Here is a 26,500-nt window from a genome sequence, read left to right as displayed (position 1 = left end):
TACAACGCATGAAGCGAATGGCCGGACTTTCCGCACTTGCCTTGATTATCTCCAGCACCAGTGGCTGCGGATGGGTCTGGGGGCCGGAAGGTTATTTCCGCGACCGTGGAAGCGATTACCTGCAAGCGCAACAGACTGCACCGATGCAATTGCCACCGGATGTAAGCACTGCCAAGCGTCTCGATCCGCTGTTGCCGATCCCGCGCAACGTGGCCGATGACACCGCGACGGGCGAATACGTCGTGCCGCGTCCTCAGCCGCTTTCGGCGGTTGCCGACGCAACTGATTACTCGCTGCAGAAGAGCGGTGATTCGCGTTGGGTCGTGGCTCAGCACCCGCCGGCCGAAGTCTGGCCAGTGGCGCTGCAGTTCTTCCAGGACAACGGTTTCCGTCTGGATGAACAGCGTCCGCAGACCGGTGAGTTCACCACCACCTGGCAGCACTCCGACGAGTTGTCCGCATCGATGGCCAAACGCCTGAGTGCGGCCGGTATCGCCAGCGACAGCGAAACCCGCGTGCGTGTACGCATCGAGCCGGGCGTGCAGCGCAACACCAGTGAGATCTACGTGGTCAGCGCCGAGCGTCCTGCCGGCAGCACGGCCGACGTGGCTTTCACCAACCGTTCGGTCAACACTGGCCTCGACGCTGCGCTGGTCGACGACATGCTCGCGAGCATGAGCCGCACGTCCGAGAAGGGCGGTTCGGTGTCGATGCTGGCCTCGCGTGATTTCGACGCGCCGAGCCGTGTCAGCCTGAACGAAGACGGCAGCGGCAACCCGGTATTGAACGTCGGTACCGATCTGGACCGCGCCTGGTCGAGCGTCGGCCGTGCGCTGGAACAGGGCGAATGGCGCGTTGAAGACATCAACCGCAGCCTGGGCCTGTACTACATCAACCTGGCCGAAAAAGCCGAGAAGAAAGACGACAAGCCTGGCTTCTTCAGCAGCCTGTTCGGCAGTGCGCCGAGCAAGGAAGAAGTCGAAGCCCGCGCCGAGCGTTATCAGGTTCGCCTGAGCAAGGTGGGCGAGAACATCCAGGTTACCGTCGAAAAGAACATCAACACCGTCGCGCCGGCCGATGTCGCGCGTAAAGTGTTGAGCGTGATTCAGGACAACCTGGGCTGATCCGATATGCGTTTTGCCGTTCTCGGCAGCGGTAGCCAAGGGAACGGCACGCTGATCGCCAGTGCTGATACGTACGTGCTGGTGGATTGTGGTTTTTCCCTGCGGGAAACCGAAAGACGTCTGTTGCGCCTGGGTGTTCACCCGGCGCAACTGAGCGCGATACTTGTGACCCACGAACATGCCGACCACGTGCATGGCGTGGGTTTGCTGTCTCGGCGCTACAATCTGCCGGTCTACCTCAGTCGTGGCACGTTGCGCGGGATGCGCAAACCGCTTGAACCGGCAGGCTTTCTGGCCGGCGGCGAGCAACTGCAGATCGGCGCACTGAACGTCGGGGTCATTGCCGTGGCCCATGACGCGCAGGAGCCGACCCAGTACGTTTTCAGCGATCAGGAACAGCGGCGCTTCGGCCTGTTGACCGACCTGGGATCGTTCTGCGAGCGGGTGCTGGATGGCTATCGGGACCTCGATGCATTGATGATCGAGTCGAACCATTGCCGCGACATGCTGGCCCGTGGTCACTACCCGTACTTTCTCAAGCAACGGGTGGGCGGCGAACGCGGACATCTGAACAACCATCAGGCGGCATTCCTGGTGGCCGAGTTGGGCTGGCAGGGTTTGCAACACCTGGTGCTGGCCCATCTGAGCAGCAAGAACAACCTGCCGCAGCTGGCCCGGCAATGTTTTGTCGACACCCTCGGGTGCGACCCGGACTGGCTGCAACTGGCCGATCAAGATTCAGGGCTCGACTGGCGCCACATCGCCTAGCCCACCTACTTAGCAAGCGGAGCCCATCATGGAAAAACGTGAAGAACTCTACCGCGGCAAAGCCAAATCGGTTTACAAGACCGACGACGCTGACCGCTTGATCCTGCTGTTTCGCAACGACACTTCGGCGTTCGACGGCAAGCGCATCGAACAGCTTGATCGCAAGGGTATGGTGAACAACAAGTTCAACGCCTTCATCATGCAGAAACTCGAAGCGGCCGGCGTGCCGACCCAGTTCGACAAACTGCTGGGCGACAACGAATGCCTGGTGAAGAAGCTCGACATGATCCCGGTCGAATGCGTCGTGCGTAACTACGCCGCCGGCAGCCTGGTCAAGCGTCTGGGCGTCGAGGAGGGCATGAAGCTCAACCCGTACACCTTCGAACTGTTCTTGAAGGACGACGCCAAGGGCGACCCGTTCATCAACGAATCCCACGTCGTGGCATTCGGCTGGGGTACCGCCGAGCAACTGGCGCGCATGAAGGAACTGTCGCTCAAGGTCAACGAAGTCCTGAGCAAACTGTTCGACGACGCCGGCCTGCTTCTGGTCGATTTCAAGCTTGAATTCGGCGTGTTCAGCGACGGCTCCATCGTCCTCGGCGACGAGTTCAGCCCGGACGGCTGCCGTCTGTGGGACAAGGACACCAAGAAGAAGATGGACAAGGACCGCTTCCGCCAGGGCCTCGGTGACGTCATCGAAGCCTACGAAGAAGTCGCCGCTCGTCTGGGCGTACCGCTTTAATCGACGCAAGCATCTGATAGCACGGAAAAAATTTCGTTTGGGGGGTTCGCAACCAACGAAAGTGTTGTTATGATGCGCGCCGTTGGAGAGATGCCAGAGTGGCCGAATGGGACGGATTCGAAATCCGTTGTACCTTCACCGGTACCTAGGGTTCGAATCCCTATCTCTCCGCCATTATTGAACAAGACGAAGCCCCCGTAATCGTTACTGATTACGGGGGCTTTTTCGTTTCTGGCGTTTTGTTCGTTGCGCTTTTCGGGTACAACCTGCCGACTGCATAAAAGGAACAGCTCGATGAGTGAAGTTCAGCCGTTGGCGGGTGATGACGACGTTAGGCCGCAGGCCATGAGTCTGCGCGTGGCGTTCTGGTTCTGGTTGAAGCTGGGCTTTATCAGTTTCGGCGGGCCGGCCGGGCAGATTTCGATCATGCACCAGGAGTTGGTCGAGCGGCGGCGCTGGATTTCCGAGCGGCGTTTTCTGCATGCCTTGAACTATTGCATGTTGCTGCCCGGACCTGAGGCGCAGCAGTTGGCGACTTACATTGGCTGGCTGATGCATCGGAGCTGGGGCGGGATTGTGGCCGGGGCGTTGTTCGTGTTGCCTTCGCTGTTCATCCTGATTTTCCTGTCGTGGCTCTATATCGCCTTCGGTGAAGTGCCGGTGGTCGCCGGGCTGTTTTACGGGATCAAGCCTGCGGTGACGGCCATTGTCGTGCAGGCGGCGCATCGCATCGGTTCGCGGGCGCTGAAGAACAATTGGCTGTGGGCGATTGCGGCGGCGTCGTTTACGGCGATTTTTGCGTTCAATGTGCCGTTCCCGTTGATCGTGCTGGGCGCGGCGGTGATTGGCTATTTCGGCGGTCGCCTGGCGCCGGAGAAATTCAGGGCCGGCGGGCATAGCGCAGCGAAGAAGTCTTTCGGCGCGGCGTTGATCGACGACGATACGCCAACCCCGGCCCATGCCCGTTTCAGCTGGACGAAACTGGCCACGCTCGCCGTGATCGGGGCGGCGCTTTGGGCGTTGCCGATGGGAGTATTGACCGCGCTATTCGGCTGGCAGGGCACACTGACGCAGATGAGCTGGTTCTTCACCAAGGCAGCGCTGCTCACCTTCGGTGGAGCTTATGCGGTGCTGCCCTATGTCTATCAAGGTGCGGTCGGTCACTACGGCTGGCTGACCCCAACGCAGATGATCGACGGCTTGGCGCTGGGCGAAACCACACCGGGGCCGCTGATCATGGTGGTGGCGTTTGTCGGTTTTGTCGGCGCTTATGTGACGCAGGTGTTCGGCGCCGATCAGGTGTTTCTCGCCGGAGCGGTCGCCGCCGCGCTGGTGACGTGGTTCACCTTTCTGCCTTCCTTCCTGTTCATCCTCGCCGGTGGCCCGCTGGTGGAGTCGACGCACGACGAACTCAAATTCACCGCCCCACTGACCGCGATCACCGCTGCGGTGGTTGGGGTGATTCTCAATCTGGCGTGTTTCTTCGGCTACCACGTGCTCTGGCCACAAGGCTTCAGCGGCAGCCTGGACTGGCCGTCGGCGTTGATTGCGCTTGCCGCGGCCATTGCCCTGTTTCGCTTCAAGCGCGGAGTGATTCAGGTGTTGCTGGGCTGTGCACTGGTCGGGCTGGTGGTGCATTTGCTGCGTTAGTGGTCGCGGCGCCGGAAATCGAATCGCGCGCTGGAGACTCGATTCCGGCAATAAGTTCCGGTCATTCCAGTGCGAATATCCTCAGCGGTATAGCCCCGTTTCGCTTGTTGGCGCGGGTCAAACCATTTGTCCTGTCGCCGCAAATTTTTTGAAATTTCCGCAACGACAATGCTTCACAAAAGGGTAGGCAAACTTTTACCCAGAACTTGCCACGCTTACCCGACTGAGGAGATTTGTCATGTTTCTACATAACAAGCGACTTCAATACACCGTTCGTGTCGCCCAGCCCAATCCGGGGTTGGCCAATCTGTTGCTCGAGCAGTTTGGCGGCGCGCAAGGTGAACTGGCGGCGGCTTCGCGCTATTTCACTCAAGCCCTGGCCGAGGACGATCCGGGACGCAAAGACCTGCTGATGGACATTGCCACTGAAGAACTCAGCCACCTGGAAATCATTGGCTCGATCATCGTCATGCTCAACAAGGGCGCGAAAGGCCGGATGGCGGAAGGTGTCGAGCAGGAGGGCGAGCTGTATCGCTCGCTCAATGGCAACGGCAATGACTCGCACATCACCAGCCTGCTCTACGGTGCCGGTTCGCCGCTGACCAACTCTGCCGGTGTGCCCTGGACGGCGGCGTACGTCGATACCATCGGTGAGCCGACCGCCGACATGCGCTCCAATATTGCTGCTGAAGCACGGGCGAAGATCGTCTATGAGCGCTTGATGAACGTGACCGATGACCCCGGCGTGAAAGAGGCGCTGGGCTTTCTGATGACCCGTGAGATCGCCCACCAGTTGTCTTTCGAAAAAGCCCTGCATTCGATTCAGCCAAACTTCCCGCAAGGCAAGCTGCCCGGCATGCCTGAGTTCACCAACGTCTACTTCAACATGTCGCAAGGCACCGAAAGCATGCGCGGCCCTTGGAATCAGGGCGACGATTGGGAGTTCGTCGAAAGCCCGACGCCGGCGGTCGACGGCGGCGATGGCCTGGCCACCGTGCAACTGGACAGCGCCGACGAAGCGCTGCTGGAAAACATGAAAATGCGCACCATGTCCGACCCCAACAGCGAGCCGGTCACCGGTGCGGATCTGGGCGCCGGCGCGCAGGCCAAGCCTGGTTTGTAAGGCACGTGGGGCGCGCCAGACATCAGGCGGCGCGCCCCGGTTGATCACTGGGAAATCATCAAGAAGAGGACTCGACAATGGCTACTCCACAGGAAAACCTGCTCGACTGGCTGCGTGATGCCCATGCCATGGAGCAACAGGCCGAGCAAATGCTCAAGGCACAATCCAAGCGTCTGGAACATTACCCGCAGCTCAAGGCGCGCATCGATCAGCACATCGAAGAAACCCTCGGCCAGCAGAAACTCATCGACGAATGCCTGCAACGTCTGGGCGGTGAATCCTCGACGATGAAAGACCTGGGCGGCAAGTTGATGGCGTTCGGTCAGGCTGTTGGCGGCTCCTTGATGAGCGATGAAGTGATCAAGGGCGCCATGGCCGGCTACGTTTTCGAGAACATGGAGGTCGCCAGCTATACCGTGCTGATCGCAGCGGCGAAAGCGGCGGGGGACACGCAGACGCAGAAGGCCTGCGAACAGATTCTGCCGCAGGAAGTGGCCATGGCTGAATGGCTGCTCAAGCATTTGCCGCAACTGACCAACGCGTTTCTCGAACGCTCGGCGGATCCGGATAAAGAAGCCAAGAAGTAACCCTTGCCACCGGCGTCCGCCTGCCAGACGGGCGGACGCGCTATCAAATTATGGTGCGACCTGCAGCGGCTTGCGCTCGATCTCCACCGGTTGCAAATGACCCAGCCGATCCAAGTGATAGCGCTGCAGATCCCGCGCGAGAATCAGTTGGCCGTCATACAGCGCCGCCGCTTCACTGCGCACATCTTCGATGGATGGACTCAGCGCCGGGTTGGCCTGATAGCGCGCGCTAAAGTGCGTCAGCACCAGATTGCGCACCCCGGCGGATTCGGCGAAACCGGCGACAGCGGCGGCGCTACTGTGGCCGTAACTGGCACGAGCGCGGTCGATTGCTGCCTGCACGAATGTCGCTTCATGCACCAGCACATCCGCCGATTGCGCCACTTCTGCCAGCAGCGCCGGCCGATCGTTGTCGCCGCAGACGATGATGCGCCGATCAGGTCGCGCGCTCAGCAGATAGTCGCGAGCGTGCAGCATCCGCCCGTCAACCTCCACGTCCTGACCATGGGCCAACTGACCCCAGAGCGGGCCGCGTTCGATGCCTTCAGCGTCGAGTCGCTGCACATCGAGACGTGGTTCCGGGTCGGACTCGGTAAATACATAACCGTGACACGGCACACGGTGCGACAACTCGACGGTCTGCACCTGGACGTTGAGGTTGCGCCATTCGGTAAGCGTTTCCACAGCATGCAGGTTGATCTCGAAAGGCAGATGCGATTGCGTCACCTCCAGGCTCATTCTCAGCCACGGCTGCAGCGCCGCCGGCAGAATAATGTCCAGCGGCCGCGTGCGTCCGGACATGCCGGTGCTCGCCAGCAGACCCGGCAAGCCCAGGCAGTGATCGGCGTGCACATGAGTGATGAAAATCGCCCGCAATTCACTCAGTGACAGCGGCGTGCGCAGCACCTGATGCTGGGTGCCTTCACCGCAATCGATCAGGTACCAGCCCTTGCCGGCAGAGGCGATCAATGCTGTTGCGCTGACGTTGCGCTGGCGGGTCGGCACGCCGGCAGACGTGCCCAGAAACAACAAATCCACGGTGGTTCTCCCTGGCGGATCGGATTTCAGATATTGCGTGCAGTTCTCGGTGAGCTTTCGACAATCAGCGAGGCGATTGGGATCCATCGAAGTATCGGGACAATTCATCAGACACCCGCCGTTGCGGTGTCCGGCCTTGGCACTTCGCTCGCTGATGATGGTCACAGCGAAACGGAGTCACTTAGCGGAGGTCAACTTGCCCAGAAAATCCAGGCCGATCGTCGACCGCGCCGATGCGGCGACCCTTTCGCAAGAACGCAAAGATGTGTTTTTCGCGGCGGTGCAGGTCAGCCGCATGGCCATGATTGTCACCGATCCAGCGCAGCCCGACGATCCCATCATTTTTGCCAACAATGCGTTTCTTGAACTCAGCGGCTACGAGCTGGAAGAAGTGCTCGGGCGCAACTGCAGGTTTCTGCAAGGCGAGCAGACTGATCGTTCCGTCTTGCAACAGGTCAAGCAAGCGCTCAAACATCAACACGAAACCTGCGTGGAGGTACTCAACTATCGCAAGGATGGCTCGTCGTTCTGGAACGAGCTGTTTATCGCGCCACTATTCAACGAGCGCGGGCAACTGGTGTATTTCTTCGCCTCGCAAATGGACGTCAGCCGCCGACGCGACGCCGAGGACGGCCTGGGCTACAGCGAGAACATGGAAGCGCTGGGCCAGTTGACCGGTGGCATCGCCCACGATTTCAACAATCTGTTGCAAGTGATGATCGGCTACATCGAGCTGATCCAGCACACCGCCAAGCGGCCGAGCATTGATCCGCAACGCATCGTAGTCGGCGCCGGCCACGCTCGCGCGGCGGCGGAAAAAGCACGTTTGCTGACCCAGCATCTGCTGGCATTCTCCCGCCGGCAACGGCTCGAAGGCCGGGTGATCAATCTCAATGCCTTGCTTGAGCGCTCTACGCTGCCGACGCATGAATCCGCCGATCTGGAACCGCGATTCGAACTGGCCGAGGACTTGTGGAACTGCCGGCTCGACCCGGCGCAGGCCGAGATGGCACTGAATCATCTGCTGTCCAATGCCCGCGATGCGTTGGGGCAGCAGCAACAGCCGGTGATCACCGTGCAGACGCGCAACGTCGTTGTCCCGGATGCCACGGATCCACATCAGGGCGGGCTGGCGGCGGGGCGTTACGTCTGCATCGCGATCGCCGATAACGGCGTGGGCATTGCCGCTGACGATCTCGACAAGGTCATGGAGCCGTTCTACACCACGAAAGAGGAAGGTAGCGGCGCTGGCCTCGGGCTATCGATGGTCTATGGCTTCGTCAAGCAATCCGGCGGTGTGGTCAAAATCGAATCGACGCCGGGGCTCGGCACCACGGTGCGCCTGTTCTTCCCGGCGGATGACAGTCAGCTATCGGCACCTGGCTCCGCTGAAATCGCAGAAAATCTCAAGGGCACGGAGCGCATCCTGATCGTCGAGGATCGCGCCGAAGTCGCTGAACTGGCGCGCTTCGTACTGTCCGAACAGGGTTACCGGATCACCATCGCTGCAGACGCGAGCGAGGCACTGGCGATGTTGCAGACTAGCGATTATGAGCTGGTCTTCACCGATCTGGTCATGCCCGGTGAGATGAACGGGCTGGCGCTGGCGCGGGAAATCAGCCAGCGCTATCCGGCCATGAAAATCCTGCTGACGACCGGCTACTGCGCGGACGAGTCGACGCCCAATGAGCTGGCTGACAATGAGTTCGAATTGATCGCCAAGCCCTACGCGCCGGTGGATCTGCTGCGCAAGCTGCGCTCGATGCTCGGCTGAAAAAACGAACTGTCAGCGAACGTTCGGCGTCCATCCTTAAGACCACATTGAGCAACCAGTGAGGGGACGATCCCCGAGGAGATGTTTGCTATGAGTGATTATCCGATGGACGAAACCGATTCCGATCACCGCAACCGCCAGTTCGGTCAGGCGCTGGGGCTGGATGCTGACGAGGTGGAGTCGTGGGTCAGCGCAATCGAAGAAGATGGCAGCGGCATGGGCTACGTGGTGCATTTTTCCAGCGAAACGCCGGTGGACGTACTGGCCAAGGTGCAAGGACTGGGCGATGACCTGATGATCAACATCGGGCCGATCGACTGAGCATCAGGGAGAACGGTTCATGCAGGAGCAACCTTTGGTGGTGATAAGCGGCGCCAGTGCTGGCGTGGGTCGCGCGGTGGCCCACCGGTTTGCCGCTGGCGGCTACCGTATCGGCCTGTTGGCGCGTGATCCGGCGGGACTGGCCGCCACGCAGGAGGAGCTGCAAGCGTATGGCGTTCAGGTTGAAACGGTTAGCGTCGATGTCGCCGATGCGCTCGCCGTGCAAGAGGCTGCGCAGCAACTGGAAGCCACGCTTGGGCCGCTGGCGGTGTGGGTCAACGCGGCGATGGTCACGGTGCTCTCGCCGATAGAACAATTGTCTGCCGCCGAGATCGAGCGCGTCACTCAGGTGACCTATCTCGGCACGGTTCATGGCACTTTGGCGGCGCTGTCGTTGATGCGTCCGCGCAACAAAGGGGTGATCATCCAGGTCGGCTCGGCACTGGCCTATCGCGCCATTCCGTTGCAGGCCGCCTATTGCGGGGCGAAGTTCGCTGTACGCGGTTTTACTGATTCATTGCGCTGTGAGTTGCTGCATGAGCGCAGCCATATTCGCGTGTGCATGGTGCAATTGCCGGCGATCAATACCCCGCAGTTCGATTGGGCACGCAACAAATTGCCCAAGCGTCCCCAACCGGTGCCACCGATTCACGACCCCGACGTAGCGGCACGGGCGATTTTCAGTGTGGTAAAGCATCCACCGCGAGAGTTGTGGCTAGGGTGGTCGACGATCAAAGCGATTATTGGGCAGTCGGTCATGCCGGGTTTGCTCGACCGCCTGATGGCGCGCGCCGCCTGGTCTGGCCAGCAAACCAACGAGCCGGAAGACAACGAGCACCCGGACAACCTGTTCGAAGCGCAGCCGGATCGGCATCAGATTCGCGGCCGCTTTATCGGCCGCTCAAAGGACGCGGCACTGGCCTTGACTTCGACTCAAGTGCTGGCGGTATCGGCAGTGATTGCCGTACTGGTGGGCGTGGTTCTATTACAGCTTTGATTGTTCCCCGGTTGGTCAGGGGTTGACGGATTTCAGTGCGCCAGCGGAGGGCTTGAGTTTTTCCTGCAGGTCGCGGGCAGTTTTTGCCTGTTTCTCGATGTCCGGCAACGCGGATTGGGCGAAAGCCTTGAGCTGCGGATTTTGTGATGACAGCGCTTCTTTCTTGAACAGCATCAGCTTTTGCTCAAGGGTTTCGGCCTGGCTGTCGATGTAAATGCGGTCGAAGGCGTCATCCCTTGATTCAAGGCGTAGCTGCTTGGCTTTGGATGCCACCGAGGGTTCGGTGGGAACCGCCATCTGCTGGCTTTGCCCCAGCTGCCTGATTTGTTTATCGAAGCGCTCATGGTCGGCGATCATTTGTCTGGCGAACGCTTTGACTTCGGGCAAGGTTGCCTTTTCCAAAGCGATGCGCGAACTGTTGTGCTGGAACAGGCTTTGCTGTGCCGCCTCTTCGATGAAGGCGTCGATGGTGTCTGCATGGCCTGGCTGGACGCTCATAGCCAAGACCGCAAGGCAGATCGCGGCGAGTGATTTCATGGCGCGTAACCTCCGCAGCATCGATGGATGGTGGCGGCCCGGGATAGGCTCATGGCTGCTGATAGTGGCCGGGGACGTTGTCGCCTTCGTCGGGCCTGGTGCGTTTCTGCACCTGGACGTCGCTCAGTGAAGCGGTCTTCAATTCGGCGAAAGCGGTCTTGACCAGGGTTTCAGCGAGACCCGGATCAAGGGTCTCGCCATCGTGGATCAGCGTGCGGCTTTGCGGCTGGTTGTCGACGATGAAACTGACGAGGTAGCGGTGCTCATGGGACATGGCTGAAATCCTTGGGTGCATGGCAGCAAAAATTGCAGTACATGCACCTTTGATGAACACCGCTGACAAGCATTCAAATAAACCCTTTGAAGGGCGACAGACGGTGCCGCTTTGCAGATGAAAAGGGCGTCGCTCAAATTTCCTTGATCGGCGTCTCGCCCTGTACGGCTTTGATCAGATTGATCACGTGCAGGCAATCAGCCTTGTTCACATACGATTCGCCACTGGCCACGGTCTCATGGTTGCGCGCGCGCAGACGCCAGCGCCATTGGCCTTTGCCAGTGCTCGGGGTGCCTCGGGTTTGTCGGTAGATTTCGAAATACATGGGGTTCGCTCCCTGCGATGGATGTGCGCGCCAACCGGTGTGGCGCATCGACGCAAGCCTAGCGCAGCGGGTTTTTTTGGCTATCGGGGATTTGTTTCCAATCGTTCGCGAATGTTTCTGAAAGACCCTGCCCAGAGCGCCGCGACTGCCCGGCGAATTGGCCGATATGACGCCGTGTCATGCTTGCACGTGCGTGCCTGCTACTGCTTAATACGGGACGGCTCATGGCCTCGAAAAACTTTCGATGACCGACAAACTATAAAAAGAGCACTCCTTTGACTGAGCACGGAACGCAACAGGCCGGGCAGGTGACGTTGTCGCTGGTGATCCCCGTTTTCAACGAGGCCGACAGCCTCGACAGCTTTCTTTCGCGCATCGACGAGGTCTTTCAGGCGCAGGCGCTGATCGATCTTGAACTGGTCTTCATCAACGATGGCAGCACCGACACGACCCTTGAGCGCTTGCTTGAACGGCAGCGGCAAGACTCGCGTCTGCGCATCGTCGACCTGAGTCGAAACTTTGGTAAGGAAGCGGCGTTGTCGGCCGGTCTGCAAATGGCCGGCGGGCAGATCGTGGTACCGATCGACGCCGATCTGCAGGACCCGCCGGAAGTCATCTTGCAAATGATCGAGCGCTGGCGTGAAGGTTACGAAGTGGTGCTGGGGCATCGCGTCAGCCGCCGCAGCGACACGTGGGCCAAGTCGACCTCGGCCCACTGGTTCTATCGCCTGCACAACCGCATCGCCGAACAGCCGTTGCCGGAGAACGTTGGCGACTTCCGCCTGATGGACCGCTGCGTGGTCGATGCGTTGCTGACCCTGCCTGAGTCGCGGCGCTTCATGAAAGGTCTGTTCGCCTGGGTCGGTTTTCGCACCACCCACGTCGACTACGAGCGCCCCGAGCGCGTGGCCGGGCAAAGCAAGTTCAATGGCTGGCGGCTGTGGAATTTCGCCCTCGAAGGCATCACCAGTTTCAGCACCGAGCCGCTGCGGGTCTGGACCTACCTGGGGGCGACGGTTTCGCTGGTGTCGTTTGCGTTCGCCATGTTCATTGTCCTGCGCACACTGATCCACGGCGTCGACTTGCCCGGTTATGCGTCGCTGATGGTCGCAGTCACGTTCCTTGGCGGTCTGCAATTGATCGGCATTGGCGTACTCGGCGAATACCTCGGCCGCACCTATATCGAATCCAAACGCCGACCGGTTTTTCTGGTGCGTCGCGTCTACGACCCCAAGGACTGACAGATGGATCTCAAGGAAACCGACATCCTCGGCGACAGTATCGATGAGCATTGGTATTACTGCTGCAAAGCGGCGGCGACCCGGCGATTGCTGGGTGACATGCCGATTCGGCGAATACTCGATGTCGGTGCCGGCTCGGGGTTTTTCTCGCACCATCTGCTGACCCACACCGACGCGCATGAGGCATGGTGCGTCGACATCAGTTACCCCGCCGATTCGAGCGCCACCAGCGCGTGCAAACCGGTGCATTACCGACGCGGCATCGACAGCATCGATGCCGATCTGGTGTTACTGATGGACGTGCTCGAGCATGTCGACGACGACCTCGGCCTGCTCAAAAGCTACGTCGATAAAGTGCCTTCGGGCAGTCGTTTTCTGATGACGGTGCCAGCGTTCCAGTTTCTCTGGAGCGGTCATGATGATTTTCTCGAGCACAAGCGCCGCTACACCCTCGCGCAATTCGAAACCCTGGCGGGCGATGCCGGTTTGACCGTGCAGCGCGGCGCCTACTATTTCGGTGCGGTGTTTCCTATCGCCGCTGCGTTGCGCCTGATGCCTCAAGGTTCGCAAACCGCAGAGCCACAGTCGCAACTCAAGCGTCATCACCCGTGGGTCAACAGCGTGCTCAAGACTCTGTGCCGGCTGGAATTGCCGTTGATGGGCAGAAACCGGCTGGCCGGTTTGAGCGTCTTCGTGCTGGCGCAGAAACCGTGATCGGCAGTGATCGTTCAGCGTTGGTCCGCCGTGGTCTGCGCTTTGCCCTGACCGGGCTGTTCGTCACTGCGCTGCATGCGCTGGTGGCTGTGCTGTTCATCCGCTTCATCGCGCCCGAACCGCCGCTGGCCAATGGTTTCGCCTTTGCCGTGGCGACCATTGTGTCTTATGTGATCAACACCACCTGGAGCTTTTCAGCTCGCCTGCACGGGCGCACGTTACTGCGCTTTGTGTCGGTCTCGGCGGGCGGTTTTCTATTGGCGATGCTGGTTGCCTGGGCGGCGCAAATGGCTGGGTTGCACTATCTGCTCGGGATCGGCGCCGTGGCCCTGACGGTGCCGGCATTTACTTTCGTTTTGCATAATTTCTGGACGTATCGATGAAGCCCTGGAACAGATCTTCAGCGTTGACGATTCTGCCGTTGCTGTTGGGCGTGCTTGCTTTTTTCATGGTGATCGGTCCGCGTGCACTCGATCCGCAGAACATTGCCTGGCTCAGCGAGGGCGATCCGGCTACGCATTATCTGGGCTGGGTTTTTTTCCGCCAGTCGCCGTGGACTTTTCCCCTCGGGCTCAACCCGTCGTACGGCATGGAGTTGGGCAGTGCGATCATCTTTTCTGACTCCAATCCGCTGCTGGCACTGCTGTTCAAACCGTTCAACGCCTGGCTGCCAGAGACGTTCCAGTATTTTGGCTTGTGGTTGCTCATCTGTTTCGTACTGCAAGCGTGGTTCGGCTGGAAACTGCTCGGCTTGATCACGGATAACGTCGTAATCCGGCTTCTGGCCACGGGACTGTTGCTGTTTTCCCCGCCGATGTTTGTTCGTGCCGGAGGACATCTGTCTCTGGCCGGGCACTTTCTGCTACTGGCGGCACTTTACCTGGCGCTGCATCCCGCGTTGCAACGGCGGCGGCTGGCCTGGGGCTGTCTGCTGGCGGCGACAGCTCTGGTGCATGCGTATCTGTTGGTCATGGTGGCGTTGATCTGGTTTGCCGATCTGCTCGGCAAAGTCATTTTTGACCGATTGACTCGCCGTCAGGGGCTGATCGAGTTCGGCGGTCTGTTCGCACTGGTCAGCGTGTGTTGCTGGCAGGCCGGATACTTCAGCATTGCCGACGGCGCCGGCAGTGGGGGGGTCGGTTTTTACCGGATGAATCTGCTGGCGCCATTCGATTCGGATGGCTGGTCGCAGGTATTGCCGGACATCCGCACCGGCGGCGGCGATTATGAAGGCTTCAATTATTTCGGCCTCGGTGTGCTGATGCTGTTACCACTGGCGGCGGTGGCAGGGTTGCGCGGCGGGATTTCGCCGAGGGCTGCGCTGGGCGATCGGTGGTGGCTGGTGTTCGCAATGATCGGCCTGACCCTGTTCGCGTTGTCCCATCACATCGGTGTCGGGACGCAGACTTTCAACTATCCTTTGCCGACATTCATCGAGCGGCTGGCCAGTATTTTTCGCGCTTCAGGGCGCATGTTCTGGCCGGTCTTTTATGCAATCGAACTGTTCCTCGTGTACCTGCTTGTGCGGGGCTTTCGCGCGCCAGTTGCCATAGGGTTACTCGCCTTGGCGCTGGTGGTGCAGGTGGCAGATACGCACAACGGCTGGGCGGGGCTGCGCGCATCAAGGATGGTAGCCCCCGCATCGGACTGGGTCAGTCCGATGCGCGACCCCTTCTGGAACAGCGCGGCCGGCCACTACGGGAATGTTCGCGGGTTGCTGCCGCAAAACCAGCCCGAACGCTGGCAAGCGATCGCTGATTTCGCTGGAGCACATGGTCTGAAAACCGACGCGGTGTACATGGGGCGCATGAGCATTTCGGCGCTCGACAAGGCGCAGCGCGTGGCTCGGCATCGGCTGCAAACCGGAGAGTACGAAGCCGATTCTCTATATATCCTGGACGATGAAGCGCAGGCTCTGGCGGCCAAAAGCGTTCACAGCGATAGCGATCTGCTGACCCGGGTCGATGACTTCGTTGTGCTTGCACCAGGCTGGAAGCGTTGTCAGCAATGTCTGCCGATGATCGATGAGGGGCGGGCGCTGGCATCCATCGCGCTGAGCCGTCCGGGCGTTGTCTACACATTCGATCGCAAGAGTCGACAACTGATCAAAGGCTGGGGGGCGCCGGAAGCGTGGGGCACCTGGAGTGAGGGCCATGACGCGGAAATGGCGCTGCGCGTGCCAGCGCGAGCTAAATCGATTTCGATCCAGGCGCTGGCGTTCGTCATGCCGCCAACTCTTGCTCAGCGAGTCATCGTCAGGCTCAACGGCGTTGAAGTTCTTTCGACTCGGCTGACAGCCTTTCAGGGCAATTCTCTGGAAATTCCGTTGAATGAACAGGTCAGGCAAACCCTGCCGGAGGATGGCGCGCTGAGACTTGAACTGCATTTGCCCGACGCCGTCAGCCCGCGCAGTCTCGGAATGAGCGATGACGCACGCATCATGGGCCTGGGCGTGAAATCCGTGAGTGTGCAGTAAACCGCGCAAACGTTGATGGACGCCGGGTCCCGGGCTTTTCTACACTGCCGCTATTCCGGGAGCAGGGGCAATGGATGAACCGCAATGAACTACGCAAGGCCGACATCAACCTGATGGTGGTGTTCGAGACCCTGATGCTCGAACGCAACGTGACCCGCGCGGCGGAGAAGCTGTTTCTTGGCCAGCCGACCATCAGTTCGGCACTCAACCGTTTGCGCACGATGCTCAATGATCCGCTGTTCATCCGCGTCGGCCATCGCATGGAACCGACGGCCCGCGCCGAAGACATTTATCGCCATCTCAAACCGGCACTGGATTCACTGTCGGCGGCGCTGAGCCTGACCCGCGATTTCGATCCCGCCACCAGCACCATGACCTTTCGCATCGGCCTGTCCGACGACGTCGAATTCGGCCTGCTGCCGCCGCTGTTGCGCGCGCTGCGCCAAGAGGCGCCGAGCGTGGTGTTCGTGGTGCAGCATGTCGATTACTGGCGCATTCCCGACCTGTTGGCCGCCGGCGATATCACCGTCGGCATCAGCCAGACCCGTGGCCTGCCGGCCAACGCCAAACGCAAACTGCTGCGGCACATCCAGCCGAGCATCCTGCGCGCCGATGCCTCTGATACGCCGCTGACCCTCGACGAATATTGCGCTCGCCCGCATGTGCTGGTGTCGCACACGGCGAATGTCAGTGGCTACGCCGATGAGTGGCTGGCGGAACTGGGCCGCACGCGGCAGGTGGTGTTGTCGGTACCGCAATACAGCGCATTGCCGGCGTTGCTGGCCGGCACCGACCTGATCGCCAGCCTGCCGGATTACACCGCAGCGGCGATGGCGGCGTCGGGGGCGCTGTTCCAGGAACCGTTTCCGTTCAAGACGCCGACGCTGGACCTGTCGATGGTCTGGCTCAGCCACGTCGACAGCGACCCGGCCGAACGCTGGCTGCGCTCGCGGCTCGAAGCGTTCATGAGTGAACGGCCGCTGATTCCGTCCTGACAAGCACCACACAACCCTGTGGGAGCGAGCCTGCTCGCGAAGCCGTTCGGCAGGCGCGGATGTGCAAACTGAAAGGACGCTTTCGCGAGCAGGCTCGCTCCCACAAATGACGCTGTGTGATTGTGGTATATGTACGCCCCCGCATCCGCCGCCTGGAGATCCGCAATGCCACACCTGCACATGGAATACACCGCCAACCTGACGCAGTTGAACGCTGACATCGCCCTGATCCGGCTCAACAACACGCTGGTCGGTTCCGGTCAGTTCGGCGCAGAGTTCGATATCAAGAGCCGCGCGGTCAAGATCGACAACTTCAAGGTCGGCACGGCGCAGGGCGAGCGCGCCTTCGTCCATGTGAAACTGGCCTTGCTCAGCGGGCGCTCGGCGGAGATCAAGAAGCAGCTCTCGCAAAGCCTGCTGGCGGTGTTGCAGGAACTCTGCGACTGGCCGGCCGGGCTCGAAGTGCAACTGTGTGTCGAACTGCTCGACATCGATCGCGAGTCCTACAGCAAAGCCGCGATCGGGGTCTGACGCTCAGGCGTTTTCCAGCTCGCTGCACACTTGAATCACTTGCTCGCGCAGCCAGACGTTGGCGCTGTCCTGATCGGCGTTCTGGCTCCACTGCATGTCGAGGGTGAAACCCGGCAAGCCATTGGGCGCCTCGCAGTGGTTGAACACCGCGTCGTTGGTCAACAGACGCTGGATACGCCGGGGCAGGGTGAGGATGAAATCGGTGCCGGTGATCATCTTCAACGCGGCGCTGTAGCTGTTCGAGCGCGCGACGATCTGGCGTTTCTGCGCCTGCCGCGCCAGCCAGCCGTCGACCATGTTGGTGCTTGAAGTCCACGGCGTCGGGAACACATGCCGACGTTCGGTGAATGCTTGCAGGCTCAACCGCGGTTCGAGTGGCGTGGCGCGTTTGTCGAAGACGCAGACCAGGTCATCTTCAAGCAGCATCCGTGATTTCAGATCCGCATGCTGGCGGTGAAAGTGCGGGCCGAAACTGATCACCAGATCGAGGCTGCCGTCGCGCAACTCTTCGGCCGGAACGTCGGTTTCAAACTTGTGCATGTTGACCATCACCGGCAAGTCATCGAAGTCGAAGCGCTTCAACAGGCGCGGCAGAATCAATTGCTCGAAGTATTCCGGTGCGCAGATGTTGAAAGTCACCGCCTGCCGACTCGGGTCGAAGGCCGGGGCACCGGCGTGGCAGAGGTTGATGCTTTCGATGATCTTCTGCACGTGGCCGTACATGCTGCAAGCCTTGTAGGTCGGGCGCATGCCGGTGCGGGTGTTGATGAACAGTTCGTCTTCGAAACTGGTGCGCAGTTTCTTCAGGCAATAACTGACGGTGGACTGGCTGACGAACAGGGTTTCCGAGACATCGGTGACACTGCTCTGCTCGTACACGGCGACGAATACCATCAAGTCCTGCATGTCGAGCTTGCGAAGCAAATTACTGTTCAGCATGAGTTCCGTCTCGCTGTGCCCCCTTGCGCAGAATTCGCGCAAACGTGTGCGTACGATCCTAACGGAACGATGGTGCCAGGAGAAACCCTTGTAGGACATTTCACGGACACATGTGGGACAGAAACTTTTAGCAACACGACGTTGCTGATTTCGTGCGGGAAAGATGGCCAGAGGCCTCTAGATTGCACTCTGGAAGTGGCGTGCGTAATGGCGAGGGTCGAAGCGCATCACCATCAGCAGCATGATCACCATCACCGCCGTCAACGCCCACCACGCGCCTTCGAAACTGCCCAGCCGATCGCGAATCATCCCTGCCAACAGTGGCGACAGTCCTGCGATCAGATAACCGATCCCCTGCACAAACGCGGTCAGGCCACCGGCGCGCTGCGGCTCGTCGCAGTGATCCAATGCAACGATCAGGCTCATCGGAAACAGACCGCCAATCCCCAGCCCCAACAGACAGGGCCATAACAAGGCCAGAGTTATCGGAGCGAGAATCAGCCCGCAGAAACCGCCGATGATCAGCAACAGCAGAACCGCCAATATCCCACGCCCGTCACGGCTGCGATTGGCGATCGCCGGCACTGCCAGGCCGGAAATGACCTCCATCGCTGTAAGAAAACCCAACAGCAGCCCGGCGTTCTGTTCACTCCAGCCTTTTTCCACGTAATACGGGGCAAGCCAGGCGAGGACACAGGTGTAGGACGCCGTACCGAGGCCAAAGAACATCGCCAGCAACCAGGCGCGAGGGCGCGTGATGAAAGACTCCCGCCTGGTCACTGTCGATATGGCTTGCGCGGGCTGCAAGCACCAGACCAGCAACGCGACCAGTGCCAACGCCGCCCAGATGGCCAGCCCCACGCGCCAACTGCCGGCCTGTACCATCACCAGCGGCGCGAAAGATGCGGCAATCGCAGCGCCGCCCATGATCGAAGTCACGTAGACGCCCATGCACAACGCCACGTTGTCAGCAAAGCGCGATTTGATTAGCGCCGGCATCAATGCCTGAATCAGGGCTATGCCAATGCCGGCCAGCATCGCGCTGACGATCAGCTCGGCCGCCGAATCGATAAACAGCCGTGACAGGCTCGCCAGCCCGATGATCAACAGCGACAGCAGCACCGTGCGTCGGTCGCCCAAGCGCTGGCTGATGCTCAGGCCGAAGAACATCGCCAGTCCCATGGCCATCACCGGCAGCATCGTCAGCAGAGAGGCAAGCGTGAAGCTCAACGGTATATCGCCACGGATCGCCGACAGCAGCGGCCCGATGGCTGCCATTGATGGGCGCAGATTAAGTGCGACAAGGATGATCGCGAGCATCAGCCAAGCGGCGGGGCGGGTGTGATTCATCAGCGGGCCTTCGAATGCAGGGGCTGATGATTACGCGTCGCGATGCGCGCATCGGCAAATCAGAAAACCCCGGGCCAGACCTAAAAACTCGATAACACCCCTGTCCCGATGTGGGAGCGAGCCTGCTCGCGAATGCGTCACTCCAGACAAACAGTTATTGACACTGCGCTTTCGCGAGCAGGCTCGCTCCCACAGAGGACAGTGCGAAGTGCCTGAAACTGAATAAAACCTGAACCATTCTCAAATACTCGCAAACTTTCACGTTCGTACTCCGAGGCAACTAATCATTAGCATCTTTTTCACGAAAAATTGATCCATGGCTGCCTAAAGTTTGGCATGCCTCGGTGAATGAAATTTTCACACTTGACGAGGCTCTTTTTTCAGGAACAGTCACTCATCATGTTGAAGTTAAAAGCCGTGCGCCCGGAATGGGTGACGTTGTTCGCCAGCGCCTTTTTGTTGCTCGGTTTCAATCTGGTGCTTTGGCAACATCTGTTCGAGATCACCGCCGCCGATGGTAAGGGCATCGCCATGCGCGTGGCGTTTGGCGTGATGATCTTTGCCGCGTTCAACATAGTCCTGACGTTATTCGCTTTCCGGCCACTGCTTAAACCACTATTGACCCTGTTGTTTTTAGTCAGCGCCGGCGTGGCTTACTTCATGAGCCAATATGGCGTGATGATCGATGCCGGCATGTTTCGCAACTTTGCCGAAACCAATGTGACGGAAGTGCGTGATCTGCTCTCGTTGAAGTTGTTCGCTTATATTCTCTTGCTGGGTATTTTGCCGTGTTTGTTGTTGTGGAAAGTACCGGTCAATTATCGGCGCTGGCATCGTGAGTTGTTCAGCAAAGTTATTGTCAGTGTTGCCTCGGCGGCGGTGATCGGCGTTGTGGCATTGGCCAACTATCAAGGTTTGTCGTCGCTGTTTCGCAATCACCACGAAATTCGCCTGATGCTGGTGCCGAGCAATTACATCGGCGCATCCATTGGTTATCTGCAAGAGCAAGTCGTCTCGGCGCAGCAGCCGTTCATCAAGATCGGCGAAGATGCCCAGCGCAATCCCGACCTGCAGCTACAGCCACGCAAATCCCTCACGGTGCTGGTGGTGGGGGAGAGTGCGCGGGCGCAGAACTTCGGCATTCTCGGTTATGACCGCGACACCACCCCGCAACTGGACAAAGAGGCTGGCCTGATCGCTTTTACTGACGTGCATTCCTGCGGCACGGAAACCGCAGTCTCGGTACCGTGCATGTTCTCCAACATGGGCCGCAAGGATTACAACGCCAGCAAGGCCAGGAATGAAGAAGGCTTGCTCGATGTGCTCAAGCGTGCCGGCATCGATGTGATCTGGCGCGATAACCAGTCCGGCTGCAAAGGCACTTGCGACCGCGTCACGGTGCAGGATGTCAGCAAGTTGCAGGACCCTGCGTTATGCGCCAACAGCGAGTGTCGCGATGAAATCCTCCTGCAAGGTCTGCAAAGTTTCATCGATCATCTGGACAAGGACACCGTGCTGGTTCTGCACCAGATGGGCAGTCATGGCCCGGACTACTTCAAGCGTTATCCCAAGGAGTACGAACACTTCACTCCGGTCTGTGAAAGTAACGCGCTGAACAATTGCAGCCGCGAAAGTATCGTCAACGGTTACGACAACACCTTGGTCTACACCGACCATGTGCTGGCGAGCCTGATCGATGTGCTGCGCAGCAATCAGGACAAAGTCGACACCGCCATGCTGTATCTGTCGGACCACGGCGAATCGCTGGGCGAGTACAACCTGTTCCTGCACGGCACGCCTTATATGCTGGCGCCTGAGCAACAAAAGCATGTAGCGATGCTGGCGTGGTTCTCCGACAGCTATCAGAAGGCCTATTCGGTCGACACCCATTGCCTGCAACTGAGCCGGGACAAACCGCTGAGCCAGGACAATCTGTTTCACTCGATGCTCGGCCTGCTGGAAGTGCGCAGCAGCGTGTATCAGCCGGCGCTGGACATGTTCGCCGGTTGTCGCGGCGCGGTGATCGACGGCGTGTTGGCCAAGCAGTGAAGCGTTTCCTGCCCGTCGCGCCAATGCGACGGGCCTTTCTGTTTCTGCTGTCAGACTATTCTTGCTGACAGGCAAGACATTTCCTTACAGCTCTTGCCCTTCAAAGGCGCGTAAATCGTCGGTGGCGATATATACTGCGCGCCATTCTTCAAGGGAGAGCCGTGTGGCTATCGATATTCACTGGATTCGCGACAACGAAAGCCTCGCGCAGTTTTGCGCCGAGTGGCAGCAACTGCCGTTCGTTGCCCTCGACACCGAATTCATGCGGGTCGACACCTTCTACCCGATTGCCGGCCTGTTGCAGATCGGCGACGGCAAACGCGCCTACCTGATCGACCCGCTGACCATCAACGCCTGGCAACCGCTGGCCGCGTTGCTGGAAAGCCCGGCGGTGCTCAAAGTTCTGCACGCCTGCAGCGAAGACCTCGAAGTGCTTCTGCGCCTGACCGGCAGCCTGCCGGCGCCGTTGTTCGACACACAACTGGCCGCCGCCTATCTGAACCTCGGTTTTTCGATGGGCTACTCGCGTCTGGTGCAGGAGGTGCTCGGCATCGACCTGCCCAAGGGCGAAACCCGCTCTGACTGGTTGCAGCGCCCGCTGTCCGAAACCCAGATCAGCTATGCCGCCGAAGACGCCGTGCATCTGGCCGAGGTATTCGTCGAGTTACGCCCCAAGCTGTCCGCCGACAAGTTCGCCTGGGTGCTGGAGGATGGCGCCGAACTGGTCGCCAACCTGCGCCGCGAGACCGATCCGTACGAGGTCTATCGCGAGGCGAAACTGGCGTGGAAGCTGTCCCGTGCGCAACTGGCCGTGCTGCGTGAGCTGTGCGCCTGGCGCGAAAAAGAAGCCCGCGCCCGCGACTTGCCGCGCAACCGCATCGTTCGGGAACACTCGCTGTGGCCCCTGGCCCGCACGCAGCCGGATAACCTCGCGGCGCTGGGCAAGATCGAAGACATGCACCCGCGTACCGTACGTCAGGACGGTCAGTTTCTGCTTGATCTGATCAAGCGCTCTGGCAGTGTGGGGCCGGATCAATGGCCGCCGGCAGTGCCCGAGCCGTTGCCGATCGAAGCCGCTGCGTTGATCAAACAACTGCGCGCGCTGGGTCAGGCCGAGGCCGAACGCCTGGGTATTGCCCCGGAACTGATGCTGCGCAAGAAAACCCTCGAAGCCCTGGTCAAAAGCGGCTTCCCCGAGGGTCCTTACCAATTGCCCGATTCGCTGCGTGGCTGGCGCCGCGAATTGCTCGGCCAGAAGCTGCTCGACAGCCTGGCCACCGCCGGAGAACAGCCTTGAAACGTATTTGCTCCATCTACCAAAGCTCCAAGCGCAGCGGCATGTATCTCTACGTGCTCAAGAGCGATGCGCTCGAGCGCGTGCCGGATGCGCTGATGACGGCTTTCGGCAAAGCGAAGCATTCCTTCGATCTGGTGCTGTCGCCCGAGCGCAAACTGGCCAGCGAAGACATCACCGTGGTTCTGGAAAACCTCGACAAGCAGGGCTATCACCTGCAAATGCCGCCGGCCGAGGACGAGTACATCGAGCACCTGCCCGAAGAGTTGCTGCGACGCAACGACCCGGTCTGACCCGCGAGGCCCTGTCCTGGGCCTCGGTTAACCCTGGAACTGTTTTTACCGCGATGGCCGGCCCCAACCCGGCGGCTGTCTGCACGGTTTGCGAAAGGTTTGAAGATGCGCGTTCTGATTGCTGAACACGACCACGCGATATACGCCCGCCTGCTGCGTCAGGCACTGCCCGAGCTTGAAGTCCTGACCAGCGGCGACTCCGCCGAACTGGCGCGGCAAGCCGCCGATTGCCCGGTGTGGCTGGGCCAGCCGGATCTGCTCGCGACCCTGCTGCGCCAGGGCCATCAACCGCAATGGCTGCAATCGACCTGGGCCGGCATCACGCCGCTGCTCGCCGACGGCCTGCGCCGCGACTATTGCCTGACGCGCGCCGTGGGGATTTTCGGTCAGGTCATGGCCGAATACGTGCTGACCTACATCCTCGGCCACGAACGCGAAGTGCTGGCGCGGCTGGTCAGCCAGGTCGAGCGCAAGTGGGACAACCGCAGCGGCCAGAGTCTGGTCGGGCGCAAGGTGCTGATCGTCGGCACCGGTGACATCGGCCAGAGCGTTGCGCAGTTTCTCCTGCCGTTCGGCGTCGAGCTTTATGGCATCGCCAGCAGCGCCCGCGAACAGGCGCCGTTTGTCGAAGTCGGCGCGCTGGCCGATCTTCCGCGTCTGGTGGGCGAGGTGGACTACGTGGTCAATCTGCTGCCGAACACCGAACACACCCACGATATCTACGACGCGGCGCTGTTCAAGCAATTCAAACCGACCGGACTGTTCATCAACGCTGGACGCGGTGTGGCAGTGGTCGATGCCGATCTGGTAGAAGCCTTGAAGGAAGGGCATCTGGCCGGCGCGGTGATCGACGTTTGCCGTCAGGAGCCATTGCCGCAACGCCATCCGTTCTGGACCGCGTGGGGCTTGCTGCTGACCGGGCACAGCTCGGCGCCGACCTCGCCGGCGCTGATGGTGGATTTGTTTGTGCAGAACCTGAAAGCGTACGAGGCGGGTGAGGCTTTGCGCGGCGAGGTGGATTTCACCCGCGGTTACTGACTCACCCGATTTCGCTGTGGGAGCGAGCCTGCTCGCGAAGAGGGCGTGTCAGTCGACAACAGCGTGTCTGACACAGCGCTTTCGCGAGCAGGCTCGCTCCCACATTGGTTTCAAAGGGTAGCCACCAGTTTGCTCAGTGGGCGGCGCTGGCGCTGACAAGCGGATTTACCGACAGTCGCCAGCGCTTGGCCCTTGCGCCCGCTGGCACTAGACTGGCGGCCTTTTCACCACCTTGATGTTGATGCTTGAGCCATGGCCGCCATAGTCGAACCGTTCTGGAAACGCAAAACCCTCGATCAACTCGATCACGAGGAATGGGAATCGCTGTGCGACGGCTGCGGTCTGTGCTGCCTGCAAAAGCTCGAGGACGAAGAAGACAATAGCGTCTATTACACGCGCATCGCCTGCAAACTGCTGGATCTGAAAACCTGCCAGTGCAGCGATTATCCGAACCGGATCAAGTTTGTCCCGGACTGCATTCAGCTCACGCCGGGTCAGGCGGAAGAATTCAAGTGGCTACCGCCGACCTGTGGTTATCGTCTGGTCAGCGAGGGCAAGGATCTGCCGTTATGGCATCACTTGGTGTGTGGCGACCGCGATGCGGTGCACCATGAGCGGATTTCCCAGTCCGGGCGCATGCTCGCCGAAGGCAGCGTGCCGGAGGATGACTGGGAAGATCATCTGATTTTTCGCGCGGGCGGATGAGGTGGTGGGTTGTTGAACCCGTAAAGATCAAAAGATCGCGGCCTTCGGCAGCTCAACAATGGAAAACGTGATTCCGTGTAGGAGCTGCCGAAGGCTGCGATCTTTTGCTTTAAAGCCTCAGACGCCGGCCTTCGGCGAGACCAGCGAATCATTGCCGGTAACGGTTGCCGTTTCGGTGGCCACTTCGGCATTGGTCTTCAGCTTGCTCAGCTCTTCCCCGGCGCGTTCGATCTTCGCCCGCACGTTGCTCATGTCCTGACGGCCTTTTTCCAGCAGACTTTTCGCCGAGCAGTGCCCGGTAATGCCACGGGCCACGGCCATGCCGCCGAGCGCCACTTGAATCAGGCCGAACACGCCGCCACGGCGCAGGCCCTTGCCGACCATCAGCACGCCGCCGGTCAACGAGCCGACGCGCTCCCAGCCATGCACGTTCTTGTGCGAAGGCGACTGGAACGGGGTGGATTCGATGCGTTCTACGCGTTTGAGCTCGCTCATGGTCTATCTCCAGGCAGGGTGCGATTGATAGATAAGCTGACTGCCGGGGCCGTCAGCTTGTTCCATCGAATGTGCGACGCTTCAGCGGAATTTCGGCCCGGAGCGGGTGTTCAGGCCTTTGGCCATGCGGTCGTAGAGCACGACGTTGACCGTGGCGGCGAGGTTCATGCAGCCGGTGGTCGGGATGTACACGACGTCTTCGCACCAGTCGCGAATCTCTTTATCCAGCGAACCGTCCTCGGGGCCGAAGATATACAGGGCTCGGTCGGGGTGGGTGTATTCGGGCAGCGGCCGGGCGCCGTCGACCAGCTCCACGGCGACGGGCACGCAGTTGAGCGGGAGGATTTTTTTCAGGTCGTCGATGCCGATCAGCGGGATGTCGTAGTGCACGCGCTTGGTGTCGGTGACGAAGTCGGCGGCGCGTTCATAACGCTTGCCGGTGTAGAACACCGACGCTACGCCGTAACAGCCTGCGGCGCGCATCACCGAACCGACGTTCTCCGGTGATTTGGGGTTATACAAACCAATGCAGCTGTACCGTTTATCTGCCACGAGCGGGGTGCCTTCGGGAAAAAGAGGGCGATTATACGGGGATTGGGGGAGGGCGGGCAGTTCGAGATTTGTGGTGCCTGGCCGGCCGCCTTCGCGAGCAGGCTCGCTCCCACAGGGGAACGCATTTCAACTGTGGGAGCGAGCCTGCTCGCGAAAGGGCCAGCTCAGGCGATGAAGATCTTCAATCTTCTTTTTTCATCAGGCCAGCCAGGGCAGCAAACGGGTTATGCGTGGCCTTGGCGATCTTCGGTGTGCTCAGCGAGCCGTCGCCGAAATACTGCTGATCGGTATAACGCGAGTGTTCGTTGTCGTGGCAATACAGGCACAACAGCTCCCAGTTCGAGCCGTCCTGCGGGTTGTTGTCGTGGTTGTGGTCGCGGTGGTGCACGGTCAGTTCGCTCAGGCGCTTGCCGGAAAACTCACGGGCGCAGCGGCCGCAGACGTGCGGGTACATTTTCAGGGCCTTGTCGCGGTAGCCCATTTCCTTGTCGCGCTGGTTGTCGGCGAGGATGCGGTCCAGCTTCGACGTGTTGGTGGGGGTGGACGAACTCATGGGTTCACCTTTGCA

29 protein-coding genes and 1 tRNA gene are annotated in these 26,500 nt (G+C 60.1%); 21 read left to right on the top strand and 9 right to left on the bottom strand.

What is annotated here, in order from left to right; all coding sequences use genetic code 11:
- Nucleotides 1-8 precede the first annotated feature (8 nt).
- From bamC to D8U70_RS17685, 7 genes are all read left to right on the top strand, one after another.
- Complete coding sequence (gene bamC, locus D8U70_RS17715) at nt 9-1,124, top strand: outer membrane protein assembly factor BamC (protein WP_016771264.1); 1,116 nt, start codon at nt 9-11, stop codon at nt 1,122-1,124.
- A 6-nt stretch (nt 1,125-1,130) separates the two neighbouring features.
- A complete protein-coding gene (locus tag D8U70_RS17710) occupies nt 1,131-1,892 on the top strand; it encodes an MBL fold metallo-hydrolase (RefSeq protein WP_024012002.1) in 762 nt (253 codons plus the stop codon).
- A 28-nt stretch (nt 1,893-1,920) separates the two neighbouring features.
- Nucleotides 1,921-2,634 carry a phosphoribosylaminoimidazolesuccinocarboxamide synthase gene (gene purC, locus D8U70_RS17705; protein WP_016771262.1) on the top strand — a complete coding sequence of 238 codons (714 nt, stop codon included), beginning with the start codon at nt 1,921-1,923 and terminating at the stop codon, nt 2,632-2,634.
- 84 nt (nt 2,635-2,718) lie between these two features.
- A tRNA-Ser gene (locus D8U70_RS17700) sits at nt 2,719-2,808 on the top strand.
- Between the two features lie 120 nt (nt 2,809-2,928).
- Nucleotides 2,929-4,284: a chromate efflux transporter gene (gene chrA / locus D8U70_RS17695; RefSeq protein ID WP_130929412.1), complete on the top strand. Its 1,356-nt coding sequence runs from the start codon at nt 2,929-2,931 to the stop codon at nt 4,282-4,284.
- Between the two features lie 238 nt (nt 4,285-4,522).
- A complete protein-coding gene (locus tag D8U70_RS17690; protein ID WP_130929411.1) occupies nt 4,523-5,407 on the top strand; it encodes a manganese catalase family protein in 885 nt (294 codons plus the stop codon).
- Between the two features lie 77 nt (nt 5,408-5,484).
- The gene (locus tag D8U70_RS17685; protein ID WP_071174676.1) at nt 5,485-5,994 is read left to right on the top strand and encodes a DUF892 family protein; all 510 of its coding nucleotides are present in this window, start codon (nt 5,485-5,487) and stop codon (nt 5,992-5,994) included.
- Nucleotides 5,995-6,042: 48 nt separating this feature from the next.
- Here the strand turns inward: D8U70_RS17685 and D8U70_RS17680 are convergent, their stop codons facing one another.
- Nucleotides 6,043-7,032: a ribonuclease Z gene (locus D8U70_RS17680; protein ID WP_130929410.1), complete on the bottom strand. Its 990-nt coding sequence runs from the start codon at nt 7,030-7,032 to the stop codon at nt 6,043-6,045.
- A gap of 196 nt (nt 7,033-7,228) precedes the next feature.
- On the opposite strand from D8U70_RS17680, the gene D8U70_RS17675 reads away from it, so the two are divergent.
- From D8U70_RS17675 to D8U70_RS17665, 3 genes are all read left to right on the top strand, one after another.
- Nucleotides 7,229-8,806: a histidine kinase famiy protein gene (locus tag D8U70_RS17675; RefSeq protein ID WP_241664670.1), complete on the top strand. Its 1,578-nt coding sequence runs from the start codon at nt 7,229-7,231 to the stop codon at nt 8,804-8,806.
- 90 nt (nt 8,807-8,896) lie between these two features.
- Nucleotides 8,897-9,127, top strand: a complete 231-nt coding sequence (locus D8U70_RS17670) for a hypothetical protein (protein WP_071174678.1) — start codon at nt 8,897-8,899, stop codon at nt 9,125-9,127.
- A gap of 19 nt (nt 9,128-9,146) precedes the next feature.
- Nucleotides 9,147-10,124 carry an SDR family oxidoreductase gene (locus D8U70_RS17665; RefSeq protein WP_130929409.1) on the top strand — a complete coding sequence of 326 codons (978 nt, stop codon included), beginning with the start codon at nt 9,147-9,149 and terminating at the stop codon, nt 10,122-10,124.
- Nucleotides 10,125-10,139: 15 nt separating this feature from the next.
- Here the strand turns inward: D8U70_RS17665 and D8U70_RS17660 are convergent, their stop codons facing one another.
- The 3 genes from D8U70_RS17660 to D8U70_RS17650 form a co-directional block, all read right to left on the bottom strand.
- Nucleotides 10,140-10,661, bottom strand: coding sequence for a DUF4142 domain-containing protein (locus D8U70_RS17660; RefSeq protein ID WP_206663050.1), 522 nt, complete (start codon nt 10,659-10,661; stop codon nt 10,140-10,142).
- 49 nt (nt 10,662-10,710) lie between these two features.
- Nucleotides 10,711-10,935 carry a hypothetical protein gene (locus D8U70_RS17655; RefSeq protein ID WP_071174681.1) on the bottom strand — a complete coding sequence of 75 codons (225 nt, stop codon included), beginning with the start codon at nt 10,933-10,935 and terminating at the stop codon, nt 10,711-10,713.
- Nucleotides 10,936-11,068: 133 nt separating this feature from the next.
- Complete coding sequence (locus D8U70_RS17650) at nt 11,069-11,260, bottom strand: DUF1508 domain-containing protein (RefSeq protein WP_016771242.1); 192 nt, start codon at nt 11,258-11,260, stop codon at nt 11,069-11,071.
- 275 nt (nt 11,261-11,535) lie between these two features.
- On the opposite strand from D8U70_RS17650, the gene D8U70_RS17645 reads away from it, so the two are divergent.
- The 6 genes from D8U70_RS17645 to D8U70_RS17620 all read left to right on the top strand — a co-directional run bounded on the left by D8U70_RS17645 (nt 11,536) and on the right by D8U70_RS17620 (nt 17,217).
- Nucleotides 11,536-12,501, top strand: coding sequence for a glycosyltransferase family 2 protein (locus tag D8U70_RS17645; RefSeq protein ID WP_122505861.1), 966 nt, complete (start codon nt 11,536-11,538; stop codon nt 12,499-12,501).
- A 3-nt stretch (nt 12,502-12,504) separates the two neighbouring features.
- A complete protein-coding gene (locus D8U70_RS17640; RefSeq protein ID WP_130929407.1) occupies nt 12,505-13,215 on the top strand; it encodes a class I SAM-dependent methyltransferase in 711 nt (236 codons plus the stop codon).
- Complete coding sequence (locus D8U70_RS17635; RefSeq protein WP_130929406.1) at nt 13,212-13,598, top strand: GtrA family protein; 387 nt, start codon at nt 13,212-13,214, stop codon at nt 13,596-13,598. The genes D8U70_RS17640 and D8U70_RS17635 overlap by 4 nt, the downstream gene beginning before the upstream one ends.
- Nucleotides 13,595-15,691 carry a DUF6311 domain-containing protein gene (locus D8U70_RS17630; RefSeq protein ID WP_130929405.1) on the top strand — a complete coding sequence of 699 codons (2,097 nt, stop codon included), beginning with the start codon at nt 13,595-13,597 and terminating at the stop codon, nt 15,689-15,691. Before D8U70_RS17635 ends, D8U70_RS17630 begins: the two co-directional genes overlap by 4 nt.
- Nucleotides 15,692-15,765: 74 nt before the next feature.
- Nucleotides 15,766-16,686 carry a LysR substrate-binding domain-containing protein gene (locus tag D8U70_RS17625; protein WP_024012013.1) on the top strand — a complete coding sequence of 307 codons (921 nt, stop codon included), beginning with the start codon at nt 15,766-15,768 and terminating at the stop codon, nt 16,684-16,686.
- A gap of 165 nt (nt 16,687-16,851) precedes the next feature.
- Nucleotides 16,852-17,217: a 5-carboxymethyl-2-hydroxymuconate Delta-isomerase gene (locus D8U70_RS17620; RefSeq protein ID WP_122704807.1), complete on the top strand. Its 366-nt coding sequence runs from the start codon at nt 16,852-16,854 to the stop codon at nt 17,215-17,217.
- A gap of 3 nt (nt 17,218-17,220) precedes the next feature.
- Here the strand turns inward: D8U70_RS17620 and D8U70_RS17615 are convergent, their stop codons facing one another.
- Both D8U70_RS17615 and D8U70_RS17610 read right to left on the bottom strand, forming a co-directional pair.
- Nucleotides 17,221-18,156: a LysR family transcriptional regulator gene (locus D8U70_RS17615; protein ID WP_073472928.1), complete on the bottom strand. Its 936-nt coding sequence runs from the start codon at nt 18,154-18,156 to the stop codon at nt 17,221-17,223.
- 177 nt (nt 18,157-18,333) lie between these two features.
- Nucleotides 18,334-19,506: a cyanate transporter gene (locus D8U70_RS17610; protein ID WP_130929404.1), complete on the bottom strand. Its 1,173-nt coding sequence runs from the start codon at nt 19,504-19,506 to the stop codon at nt 18,334-18,336.
- A 399-nt stretch (nt 19,507-19,905) separates the two neighbouring features.
- Between D8U70_RS17610 and D8U70_RS17605 the strand changes: the two genes are divergently transcribed.
- From D8U70_RS17605 to D8U70_RS17585, 5 genes are all read left to right on the top strand, one after another.
- Nucleotides 19,906-21,555, top strand: a complete 1,650-nt coding sequence (locus D8U70_RS17605) for a phosphoethanolamine--lipid A transferase (protein WP_122746544.1) — start codon at nt 19,906-19,908, stop codon at nt 21,553-21,555.
- 163 nt (nt 21,556-21,718) lie between these two features.
- Nucleotides 21,719-22,852, top strand: coding sequence for a ribonuclease D (gene rnd / locus D8U70_RS17600; protein WP_130929403.1), 1,134 nt, complete (start codon nt 21,719-21,721; stop codon nt 22,850-22,852).
- Nucleotides 22,849-23,142 carry a YcgL domain-containing protein gene (locus D8U70_RS17595; protein WP_016771234.1) on the top strand — a complete coding sequence of 98 codons (294 nt, stop codon included), beginning with the start codon at nt 22,849-22,851 and terminating at the stop codon, nt 23,140-23,142. Before rnd ends, D8U70_RS17595 begins: the two co-directional genes overlap by 4 nt.
- A 105-nt stretch (nt 23,143-23,247) precedes the next feature.
- Nucleotides 23,248-24,180 carry a D-2-hydroxyacid dehydrogenase gene (locus D8U70_RS17590; RefSeq protein WP_122704803.1) on the top strand — a complete coding sequence of 311 codons (933 nt, stop codon included), beginning with the start codon at nt 23,248-23,250 and terminating at the stop codon, nt 24,178-24,180.
- Nucleotides 24,181-24,432: 252 nt separating this feature from the next.
- A complete protein-coding gene (locus tag D8U70_RS17585; protein WP_122746543.1) occupies nt 24,433-24,885 on the top strand; it encodes a YcgN family cysteine cluster protein in 453 nt (150 codons plus the stop codon).
- Between the two features lie 117 nt (nt 24,886-25,002).
- Here the strand turns inward: D8U70_RS17585 and D8U70_RS17580 are convergent, their stop codons facing one another.
- The 3 genes from D8U70_RS17580 to D8U70_RS17570 form a co-directional block, all read right to left on the bottom strand.
- Nucleotides 25,003-25,380: a DUF2892 domain-containing protein gene (locus D8U70_RS17580; protein ID WP_016771231.1), complete on the bottom strand. Its 378-nt coding sequence runs from the start codon at nt 25,378-25,380 to the stop codon at nt 25,003-25,005.
- A gap of 81 nt (nt 25,381-25,461) precedes the next feature.
- Complete coding sequence (locus D8U70_RS17575; RefSeq protein ID WP_046816778.1) at nt 25,462-25,932, bottom strand: RNA methyltransferase; 471 nt, start codon at nt 25,930-25,932, stop codon at nt 25,462-25,464.
- 181 nt (nt 25,933-26,113) lie between these two features.
- A complete protein-coding gene (locus D8U70_RS17570; RefSeq protein WP_003222612.1) occupies nt 26,114-26,485 on the bottom strand; it encodes a YajD family HNH nuclease in 372 nt (123 codons plus the stop codon).
- Between the last annotated feature and the right edge of the window lie 15 nt (nt 26,486-26,500).

The organism is Pseudomonas sp. Sample_20 (genome assembly GCF_004307585.1).
GTDB lineage: Bacteria > Pseudomonadota > Gammaproteobacteria > Pseudomonadales > Pseudomonadaceae > Aquipseudomonas > Aquipseudomonas atacamensis.
This window is presented reverse-complemented; position numbering and strand designations above follow the sequence as displayed.